Raw genomic sequence first — 10,047 nt, 5'->3', positions numbered from 1 at the left:
GTCGCCGCAATCCTCCATTGTAGAGCCGCAGTTGTGTCCGCGCTGGCGTTTCCGCTGATCAGAGGCGGCTTCGCGGGCGGTACGGAGGACATGGCCCGATCGTAACGCGCGGCCCGCACCGGGCGCGGTGACCTGCGGGGAAGCCGCCCGCGGGGCGCGCGCTTCCGCGACAATGGGGCCCGTGGGCGAGTGGGGGACGGCACTGATCGCCGCGGGCTCGGCGGTCGCGGGCAGCATCGTCACGGGCTGGTACGCCCGGATCGCGGGCGGTGAGCAGGCGCGGGCCGCGCGGCACGCCGGGGACCGGCAGGCGGACGCGACGCTGGAGGCCGTCCGGCTCACCCTGCGCGAGCAGGCGGCCGAGCGCGCCCTCGACGTACGGCGGCAGGCCTACGTCCGCTTCCTCGACGCCGCGGGCACCGCCCTCGCCGAGGAGCGCGGCGGCGGCACCGCGGCCCCCGGCGCCCGCCCGGCGCTCCACCAGGCCCTGGCGGCGGTCGAGTTGGAGGGCCCGGCGGCGGCCGGCGCGGCCGCGTCCGCCCTCGCGGACGCGCTGCGCCGCCACCGGCCGCCCGCTGAGCTGGAGGCGGCCCGGCAGTCCTTCCTGACGGCGGCCCGCGCCGCCCTGCGGCCGTAACACCGGGACGGATCACCGGCAGGCCGGGGGTGTCGCGCGCGGCGCGGCGAGCTGGCACGATGCGCTGCGTGAGCACCACGTTCCCGGACGCGTCCGCGCCGGACGAGCGGCCCATGCCGGGCGCCTGCGCCGAGCCGCGCACGCCCCCGCCGGGCCCGGCGCCCGCGGAGCAGCTCGTGCCGTTCGTCCCCGCCGTCGTGGGTGAGGCCGTCGCCGTCCTCGTGACGTCCGCCGTCGTGTCGGGCGTCCTGCTCGGCCTCGCGGGAGCGCCGGAGCGCGCCTTCGGCTTCCGCGTGACGGCGCTGGTGGTCGTCGCGGTGCCCGCGCTCGTCGCGGTGGCGGCGCTGCTGGAACGGCCCCGCAGGCGCGCGGCCGCCGAGCGGGCCCTGCGGGTGCCGGACCCGCGGGCGGAACCCGACGGCGTACGCGCCGTGCGGCGGAACCTGGCCCGCGGCTACCGGCGGAACGCCTGTTACGCGCTGCTCCCGCCCCTGGCGCTGTGGCACACGCTGGGCCCCGGGGCCGGGCTGATCCTTCCGCTGGTGCATGTGTCCGGCCTGGTCACGGCGGTGGCGACGGCCCGCTGGGAGCGGGCGCAAGGCCTGGTCCTGTGGCGTTCCGCGCCCCGGCCCGGCCGCCCGCAGGCGCTCCGCGACCCCTTCCGTGCGACGACGGCCCGCCCGCGTACGTGACAGGGCCCGGTACGTGACCGGGCCGGGTCGCCACCGCGGCAGGGCGCGGGCCCTCGCGCGCCCGCGCCCCACCGTGCCGGGTCCCGCCCGTTGCGCTCACGCCCCCGCGCGGTCCCGGCGCAGCAGCGCCACCGCGGCGAGCGCGCCCAGCAGGCCGATCGCGGCGGCGGTCGCGACGCCCGCGCGGTAGCCGTGGATCAGGCCCGCGGTGCCGGGGCCGGTCGCGGCGGCGGCGACGGTCGCGAGGACGGCGGTGCCCAGGCCCGAACCGATCTGCTGCGCGGTGATGTTGACCGCTCCGGCCACACCGTGGCGGGCGGGCTCGACGCCGGTGAGGGCGGCGGACATCATCGCGGTGTACGCGAGGGTCTGGCCGAAGGACATGACGACCAGGCCCGGCAGCAGGACGGTGAAGTAGCCCGTGCCGGTGCCGATGAGGGTCCACGCGGCGAGCCCGGCGGCCATGACCGTGAAGCCCGCGGCGAGCGTGCGGCGCTGCCCGAGGCGGCTGACGGCGGCGGCCGCGACCGGTGTGCTCGCGGCCACCGTCAGGCCCATGGGCGCGACGGCGAGCCCGCTCAGCAGCGGGCTGTAGCCGCGCACCCCCTGGAGGTAGAGCGGTGCGAAGAAGAGCAGGCCGACCATGGTGGTGTAGAAGGCGACGCCGGAGACGGTCGCGGCCCGCACCGTCCGCAGCCGCAACAGGCCCAGCGGCAGCAGCGGTTCGGCGGCGAGCCGTTCGCGGACGACGAAGGCGGCGAGCAGCGCGGCCGCGGCGGCGACCGGGCCCAGCACCGGCACGCTGCCGAACGAGGCGTGTTCGGCCTGGCTCACGCCGTAGACGAGCGCCATCAGCCCGGCGGTGATGAGGGCGGCGCCCGGCAGGTCGAGGCCGCCCGGGGTGCGGGCGGTGTCGCGCGGCAGCACCTTCGTCCCGACCAGCCCCACCGTGGCGGCGACGGCGAGCAGCGCGAGGAAGGGCGTACGCCACCCGGCCGCGGAGGTCAGGACGCCGCCGACGACCAGGGCGCCCGCGAAGCTGGAGGCGCTGATCGCGACGAACACCCCCATGGCGCGGGCCCGTTCGCGGGTGTCGGTGAAGATCGCGGCGACGAGCGCCAGCGCGGGCGGCCCGCTCAGCGCCGCCCCGACGCCTTGCAGCGCCCGGCCCGCGACGAGGACGCCCCCGGCGGGCGCGAAGGCGGCGACGGCCGCGCCCGCCGCGTAGACGGCGACACCGCCGAGCAGCATCCGTCGGCGGCCGAGGACGTCGGCGGCGCGCCCGCCGAAGAGCAGGAAGCCCGCGAAGGCGAGCGCGTACGCGGTCATGACCCACGGCAGCAGGGCCGGGCCCATGCGCAGCGAGCGGTCGAGGTCGGGCAGCGCGGTGTTGGCGATGGCGAACCCGGCGGAGTCCAGGGCGTTGACGGCGGAGACGACCGCGAGCGCCACCCACCGCGCGCGTCCGGCGCGCGGTGCGCCGGTATCGCCCTCCCGCCGCCGGGCGTACGCGCGGGGCGTGCCGGTGCCCGCGTCGGGGGCGGGGGACGGGGGGGCGGCGGCGGTGCGCTGCGGGGTGTTTCCGGGCACGGCGAGGCCGAGAGGCATGGGGGGTTCCTTGGGGGAGTGGCGGGCCCTCGGAGGGGCGCAGGGGCCGTGCGGCCCCTCGTCGAAGAGCCTCGCCCCGGCACGCGTGCGGCGTCCAAGACCGGCCGCTCATCGCCCCATAGACCGCGTCTATCGCCACACGTAGAGTGGTGTGCCATGGAGCTGCGGGAGCTGCGCTACTTCGTCGCCGTCGCGGACGAGCGGCACATGGGCCGGGCCGCCGGGAAGCTCTTCATCAGCCAGCCCTCCCTCAGCCACACCGTCCGCCGCCTCGAACACGAGCTGGGCGTCGTGCTGTTCACCCGCCACCCGCAGGGCATGGAGCCCACCGACGCGGGAGTCGCGCTGCTGGAGCACGCCCGCCGGGTGCTGCGTGCCGCCGAGGTCTTCGGCGAGGTCGCCCGCGCGTACGCGACCGGTGACGCGGGGCGGCTGCGGCTCGGCTTCGAGGCGAGCGGCGCCGGGACGCTGGGCCCGCGGGTCCGCGCCCGGTTCGCCGCGCTGCGCCCCGGCGCCGAGCTGGAGCTCAAGCGCTACAACTGGGGCGGCGAGGTGCCCGCCCTGCGCGCGGGCGAGATCGACGTCGCGTACGTGTGGCTGCCCGCCGACCTGACCGGGCTCGCCCGGCTGCCGCTCGCCGAGGAGGGCCGGGTCATCGCGCTGCCCGCCGACCACCGGCTCGCCGTGCGGCCCGCGTTGACCCTCGCCGACATCCGTGACGTGCCGCTCGCCTGGACGCGGGCGGCGCCGCCCGCGTGGGTGAGCTGGTGGGCGGTCGATCCGCGGCCGGACGGCAGCCCGGTCCGCTGGGGCGCGGAGAACCGCAACGCCGAGGAGATGCTGGAGAACGTGGCCGCGGGGCAGGGCGCGTCGATCGCCCCGGCCTCGATGGCCGCGTTCTACGCCCGTCCGGACATCGTGTGGGTGCCGCTGACCGACACCGAGCCGCTGCGCATCGAACTGGCCTGGGACCCCGCGACCGCGGGCCCGCTGGTCACCGCCTTCGTCGCCGCGGCCCGCGACGTGCTGGCCGCGCGCGGCTGAACGGCTCGCCCGGCAGGCCGGGTTCAGCAGCCGTTGCCGTCCGGCACGAAGGTCATCCGGCCGCCGCTGCCGAGGTTCAGCGCGTCGCGGTAGACGCTGCTCTTGACGTGGTACCAGACGTCGTCGCGCGACTCCTTGCCGCCGACGTCGTCCAGCCGGACGCACCACCGCTCCGGGCGGTCGACGTGCCGGTAGGTCTCCGTACCGTGCTGCACGCTGGAGCACACGCGGGTGCTCTCGTCGGTGTACCAGGTGCGCTTGCTGCTGCCGTGGCCCGACGAGTGCTTGACCCGCTTGGTGCCGGCGTGGCAGCTCTTCTCCATGTGCGGGCGGCTGCGCAGGCTGCTCGACTCCGCGACGTGCCGGGTGGTGTCGAGCCGGCCCGACACCTTGTGCGGCCCGTCGCAGGCCGCGAGCCCCGCCGTGACCGCGAGAGCCGCCACCGCGAGCGCGGCCCGGCGTATGCGGTGCTGCATGTCTCCCCCTTGTTCCCCGCACCCGTCCCCCAACGGATGTCCGAATCCTTTGAAGTATGGCGGAGGGGGCCGGCGCCGCCTCGCACGGGTGTACGTGCGGGGTACGCCGTGGTGCGCGGGCCCGGAGCCGGTCGGGATCCGGGCCCGCGACGACCGCCGGTCCGCGGGGGTCAGCGGGCGGGCGGGGTGAGCGCGGACGGCTGCGGAGGTCAGCCCGCCGGCTGCCGCCCGGGGACGTTGACGCCGCCCCCGCCGCCCTCGGTGTCCTCGCTGAACGCGACGTCCACCGGCGGGACTTCGGTCAGGAACTCACGTGCCGCGTTCTGCCCGAGCACGCCCACGTCGAGCGTGCACGCCTCCAGCAGGGTCACGTCCTTCACGCCGACCTGGCGGCAGATCGTGAGGGCCTTGTCGTGCAGTTCCTGCGGGAGCTGCTTCTCCCAGAAGGGCGCGGTCGGGTCGGCCGCCTGCGTCTTGTCGCCGCAGACCGCGACCAGGGACTGCCCGTCGGGCACCCGCCAGCTGTCCCCGTAGACGTTGTAGAGCGTCTTGAAGTCCAGCGGGATGGGCAGCACCGCGCCCGTGCTCGTCCGCAACTTGTCGTTCGTACCGGGGGCGTTGGCCAGCAGGCCGACGACCGGCTGCGGGTACGAGCCGAGGCCGACGTGGACGTCCACGTAACCGGGGTTGACCGTCGCCGCCATCGAGTCGCCCTGCGGGTCGGTCACCACGTACTGGCTGCCGGTGCGCACGATCCGGTCGCCGGACGGGAGGGTGACCGAGGCGCCGTCGGCGAGCGAGGTGCCGGACCCGTTGACGACCAGGCCCTTGGCCGCGCACACCGCGACGGTGTCCGCACCCATCTGCGTCGCCACCCCGCTGTTGACGGACGCGCCGGGCCAGCCGAGCGGGGCGCCCGACACCTGGTTGGACTGCACGGTCATCGCCGAGGAGCGGGCGAGCGTGAAGGTCCCCTCGGCCTGGAAGTCGTAGTACGTCCCGCCGAAGGTCTCCAGGTGCGTGTCGCCCGTGCCCTGCGCCGAGGCGCACGAGGGCGGCGACGTCGTCAGGTTGCTCTGGTTGCTGCGCAGCGAGGGCGAGGCGCCGACCCCGTACGCGGGCGTGCCGACGAGGTTGAGGTTGTTCGTCTCGCCGGTGTAGCCGGTCATCAGGCAACTCGGCGCGTTCGTCGTCCCGTTGTGGGTGACCGTCTGCACGGTGAGCGACGAGCCGGCGTTGAAGTTCGCCGACGAGCCGCCGCCGTTGCCGCCGACCATGAACTCCACGGCGTTCCAGCCCGCCGACAGGCTCAGCATGCTGTCCGCCGTCGAGGCGCTCATGGTGCCCGCGCCGGTGTCCATGACCACGGTGTCCAGCGCACTCGTGACGTTGCCGGACAGCTTCAGGCTGCCGAGGTGGGTGATCGGCTGCGAAGGGACCGTCACCGCCGAGCCGTTGGTGTAGCAGTGGACGGAGTACGTCCACCAGCCCGCCGGGCACGTGGCCGCGTAGTTCAGGATCCAGAACTGGATGAACGCCGAACCGGCGCCCGCCCCGGGGTTGGCGAAGATGAACTGCTCCCAGCCCTGGCACCCCGGATGCCCGGCGCACACCGGGCTGGTGAAGGGCGCGCTGTTGAGCTGCAGCGAATACGCGTTGGCGACGCCGCCGCTGCTCTCACTGGTCACCCCGCTCACCGTCGGGAACGAACCGGTCGCCCCGGTGAGCAGGCCCGTCACACCGGCCGAGAAGTCGATCCCGTTGCCGACGGTGTACGGGACCCCGGCCGAACCGGCGCTGCCCGCGGGGGCGTTGGCGGCGGCGGGCAGGTGTGGCCCGGCGTTGCCCGCGGCGCCCGGCACGTGCGGGACGTACGGCTTCGGCGGTGCCGTCGTGCAGCCGGTGCTGTGCCACGACAGCGCCGGGTAGTCCGCGGTGTAACAGCCCTTCGACGGCGTCGTGAGCTGCGTCATGGCGCTGTGCCACTGCTGTGCGGTCAGCGGCCCGGGGGACGAGGAGCCCGCGGCCGTACCGGACGGGACGAGGAACACCGCGACCATCGTGGCGATCGCGGTGACGACGGCCCCGGCGAGCCGCCGGAGCCGTCTGCGCGCGAGATGCCCGGGGCGCGCGGGGTGCGCGCCGTGCGCGGATAAGGCAGGCCTTTCGGCCGAGGGTCTGGCAACTGGCATGTGTACGCCTCACCTTCCTGCGGGGAGGTCCCGCATTTCGGCGCAGCGTAAGCACGTGCCCATGAGTCGTCGATGTCGGAAACAGGGCAATCTCAGGTGCGAATGTCTGAAATCTGGCTACACGCCGGACCCGCACGAGCCGTTCACAACTCGCTCACGCACCGCCACCGGCCACCACCGGGCCGACGTAGGTCCCCGGGTGGGTGGCACCGCTCTGGTCCATGACGTCGGCGAAGCCGTCCCACTTCAGCGTGGTGGAGTGCGTCTCGTCGGGCGGGGTCACCAGGATGCTCTTGGCGTGGAAGGCCCTGGAGCCACCGGAGTTGCCCGCGTCGAAGGGCAGGTAGGTGATCTCGAAGGAGGCCGCGGAACCCGGCGCGATCGTCACCTTCGCCGTGCTCTTGGCCTGCCGCGTCAGCGACCAGTGCTCGCCGCTCGCGCTGACGATGTCCACCCCGGGGAAGCCCTGGAGGGTGCAGGCGCCGCTGCCCTTGTTGGTCATCACCACGCCGATCCCGCCCTGGCTCCCCACCGCCTGGGCCCCGCTCTCCGGCCCGAACGAGAACCCGAGGTCCGCCGTGCGGCAGCGCGCCGCGGCACCGGAGGAGCCCGCGTTCTTCCCGGTCCCGCCGTCCGCCGTCGCCCCCGGCGCGGACGTCGGAGCGGCGGCGCTGTCGCCCCCGGTGCCGCCGGTGCTCGCGTCACCCGCGTCGCCCGCGTCACCCGCGGAGTCGGACGGACTCGCGCTCGTCACCGTGGCGGACGGCGCCGCGTCACTCGTGTCCCCGTCCTTCCCCGACGAGCACGCGGTGAGGGCGACCCCCGCCGCCAGCAGCATGCCCACGGTCGCCGCCATCCGCTTGGTGCGCAGCTGCGTGTTCATCAGAGTTCCTCCAGAGGGCCAAGGTGGCACGTCCGCCGCTGTGTTCGGCCTTACATGATCTTTTCACGAGCCCCTGGAGCGTCCGGTTGCTCCAGTGTCACGCCTGTGACACTGGTGACCGAACGGTGGCAGTCCGGGCCCTCCCCCGGCTCCGCTACGGCCGGGTCTGCGTGGCGACCGGCTCTGCGGCGGGGGCTGCCGGGGCCGGCATCCCCGGGTAGTCGGGGAGTTCGATGCCGTTGATCGCGCGGCCGACGAGGTCGGTGAACCGTTCGCCGGTGAAGTCCGGGGCCGGCTCGGCGTCCGGGCCGGGGATGTCGCGGCTGCGGGCGTTCAGCCGGCCGATCTCCTGGTTGGCCTCGACGAACGGGCGCATCAGCGCCTCGTAGCGGGCGAACCCGGCCTCCGGGTCCCATCCGGCGGTGGCCAGCTCCCCGGCGAGCACGTAGGCGCCGACCAGTGCCAGCCCGGTGCCCTGCCCGGACATCGGCGACGAGCTGAACGCGGCGTCCCCGAGCAGTCCCACGCGTCCGTGCGACCAGCGGTCCATCACCACCTGCGCGACCTGGTCGAGGTAGAAGTCCGGGGTGTCGTCCAGGTGCGCGAGGATGTCCGGGGTCAGCCAGCCCATGCCCGCCATGCGCTCGCGCAGCAGGCGTTTTTGGGCCGCGACGTCGCGGTGGTCGACGTCGAAGCCGGGCGAGGCGAAGGAGAACATCGACATCGCCCGGGTGGCGTCCTGGACGGGGCGCAGCAGGACGGAGCGCCCGGACTCCTGGTCCTGGTGTTCGAGCAGCCAGCGGTCCAGCCCGAACGCGTTCGGCACGCTGTAGAAGGCCAGTACGTGCCCGAGGTGGCGCAGGAACTTCTCGTGCGGCCCGAAGACCGTCGCCCGCAGCGGCGAGTGCAGCCCGTCGGCCCCGATCACCAGGTCGAAGCGCCGCCGGGCGCCCCCCGCGAAGACCACATCGACCCCGTCCGCGTCCTGGGTCAGTTCGGCGATCCGGTCGCCGAAGACGTACGCGACGCCGTCGCGGGTGTCGTCGTGGAGCAGCCGGGACAGGTCCCCGCGCAGGATCTCGATGTCCGCGATGAACCCGTCGCCGCCGTCGTCGTCCGCGCGGAAGGTCTCCAGCACCTGCCCGTCCGCGTCCACGGTGTGCGCCCCGGCGGTGTCGGTGCACGCCGCGCGGACCACCGCGTCCAGCCCCATCCGCCGGATGACCTCCCGGGCGACCCCGCGCGCGTCCACCGCCTGCCCCCCGGGGCGCAGTTCGGGAGCCCGCTCCACCACGGTCACCTCGGCCCCCCACCGGCGCAGCCAGTGCGCCAGCGCGGGCCCCGCGACACTCGCCCCCGCCACCAGCACCCGGGGACCCCTCCCCCGAGCCCCCTGCCCGCCCGTCCCGACCGTCCCGCTCGTGCGCCCCTGCCCGGAGCCGTCGACGCCCATCACACTGCCTCCCTGCGCTTCCTCCCGCGCCGGAACCTTCCCGGCGCGGGCCCACCTCCGCCGGTGGATCCGGCAGTACCGACTGCCGCTCCGCGCAAAACTCATTGGTACGGCCGACGCGAGCGCGGTGAGGACGGTGCGGAACGGTACGGAGCCGGGACCCGGTCAGCCGATCGGTGGTGCGAGGTACTCCAGCGCGTAACCGTCACCGGAAGGTGTGACGCGGGCGAGGCCGGGTGCGTCGAGGTGGGCACCGGCAACGAAGCAGTCCGGTGCGGTCAGTTCCCGGAGGAGCGCTGCTCGCGCGTCGCGGGCTCGGGACCGGTCGCCGTCGTACTCCCACGTCACGTTCGGCCGGTCGAACTGGAGCGTGGGAACGTGAACGGTGTCGCCCCAGACGAGGAGGCGGCCGCCGTCGCTCCTGACGTCGTAGACGGTGTGGCCGGGGGTGTGGCCCGGCGTCGGGACCGCGGTGATCCAGTCGTTGATCGCGACCTCCTCCGACACGGGCACGACGCGGTCGCGGAGGGGCGCGAGCCGTCCGGTGAAGACCGAGGCGTCGCCCGCGCCGATCCACACGCGCTCCAGTCCGGTGAAGGCCTCCGCGCCGTCCGGGGCGATCAGGCCGCTCACGTGGTCCTCGTGGCGGTGGGTGATGGCCACGTCGGTGATCCGCGCGCGGTCGACTCCCGCCTCGTCGAGCGCTTCGTAGATCAGTCCCATGGTGGGTTCGGGCCAGACATCGGACCCACCGGTGTCGATGAGAACGGAGCGTACGCCGTCGGTGACGAGGAAGGCGTTGACCGACAGCCGCAGGTTGCCGCCCGCCAGGGGGACCGCGGCCGGCAGCTCGCCGAACGCGCGCCCGTCCTCCGCGCGGAGCCGGGTCGGCGGCATGTCGATGTACCCGTCCCGCAACGCGACCACCCGCAGGCCGCCGAACGCGAACGTGGCGTGGTGCCGACCGCTTGAGATCACACGCATGGAACCCCTCCGTCATGACGAGCACACAGCGACTCTTTGATAGAAGACGCACTGTCTTCTTTAGGAGACATTTTCGGG

9 protein-coding genes are annotated in these 10,047 nt (G+C 74.7%); 3 read left to right on the top strand and 6 right to left on the bottom strand.

Annotation, left to right across the window (positions count from 1 at the left end):
• Window positions 1–181 precede the first annotated feature (181 nt).
• Both ACWERV_RS06915 and ACWERV_RS06910 read left to right on the top strand, forming a co-directional pair.
• Entirely contained in the window at window positions 182–637 is a 456-nt protein-coding gene (locus ACWERV_RS06915; protein ID WP_452929729.1) for a hypothetical protein, read from the top strand.
• Window positions 638–705: 68 nt separating this feature from the next.
• A complete protein-coding gene (locus tag ACWERV_RS06910; RefSeq protein ID WP_452929726.1) occupies window positions 706–1,329 on the top strand; it encodes a hypothetical protein in 624 nt (207 codons plus the stop codon).
• Window positions 1,330–1,425: 96 nt separating this feature from the next.
• On the opposite strand, the gene ACWERV_RS06905 is transcribed toward ACWERV_RS06910, so the two are convergent.
• Window positions 1,426–2,937 (bottom strand): MFS transporter, encoded by a 1,512-nt coding sequence (locus tag ACWERV_RS06905; protein ID WP_452929723.1) that lies wholly within the window; start codon window positions 2,935–2,937, stop codon window positions 1,426–1,428.
• 156 nt (window positions 2,938–3,093) lie between these two features.
• Between ACWERV_RS06905 and ACWERV_RS06900 the strand changes: the two genes are divergently transcribed.
• Window positions 3,094–3,981, top strand: a complete 888-nt coding sequence (locus ACWERV_RS06900) for a LysR family transcriptional regulator (protein WP_452929720.1) — start codon at window positions 3,094–3,096, stop codon at window positions 3,979–3,981.
• A 23-nt stretch (window positions 3,982–4,004) separates the two neighbouring features.
• Here ACWERV_RS06900 and ACWERV_RS06895 read toward each other — a convergent pair whose 3' ends face one another.
• The 5 genes from ACWERV_RS06895 to ACWERV_RS06875 form a co-directional block, all read right to left on the bottom strand.
• Window positions 4,005–4,457, bottom strand: a complete 453-nt coding sequence (locus tag ACWERV_RS06895) for a hypothetical protein (RefSeq protein ID WP_452929717.1) — start codon at window positions 4,455–4,457, stop codon at window positions 4,005–4,007.
• Window positions 4,458–4,666: 209 nt separating this feature from the next.
• Window positions 4,667–6,649, bottom strand: coding sequence for a hypothetical protein (locus ACWERV_RS06890; RefSeq protein ID WP_452929714.1), 1,983 nt, complete (start codon window positions 6,647–6,649; stop codon window positions 4,667–4,669).
• 154 nt (window positions 6,650–6,803) lie between these two features.
• On the bottom strand, window positions 6,804–7,532 hold the full coding sequence (locus tag ACWERV_RS06885; RefSeq protein WP_452929710.1) for a DUF4232 domain-containing protein: 729 nt from the start codon (window positions 7,530–7,532) through the stop codon (window positions 6,804–6,806).
• 154 nt (window positions 7,533–7,686) lie between these two features.
• Window positions 7,687–8,901, bottom strand: coding sequence for an FAD-dependent monooxygenase (locus ACWERV_RS06880; protein WP_452929708.1), 1,215 nt, complete (start codon window positions 8,899–8,901; stop codon window positions 7,687–7,689).
• A 249-nt stretch (window positions 8,902–9,150) separates the two neighbouring features.
• Window positions 9,151–9,969 (bottom strand): MBL fold metallo-hydrolase, encoded by an 819-nt coding sequence (locus ACWERV_RS06875; protein ID WP_452929705.1) that lies wholly within the window; start codon window positions 9,967–9,969, stop codon window positions 9,151–9,153.
• Window positions 9,970–10,047: the final 78 nt, after the last annotated feature.

The sequence above is a fragment of the Streptomyces sp. NPDC004031 genome (assembly GCF_053604375.1).
Note: the sequence above shows the minus strand (reverse complement) of the source record. Positions and strands in the feature narration are given on the sequence as shown.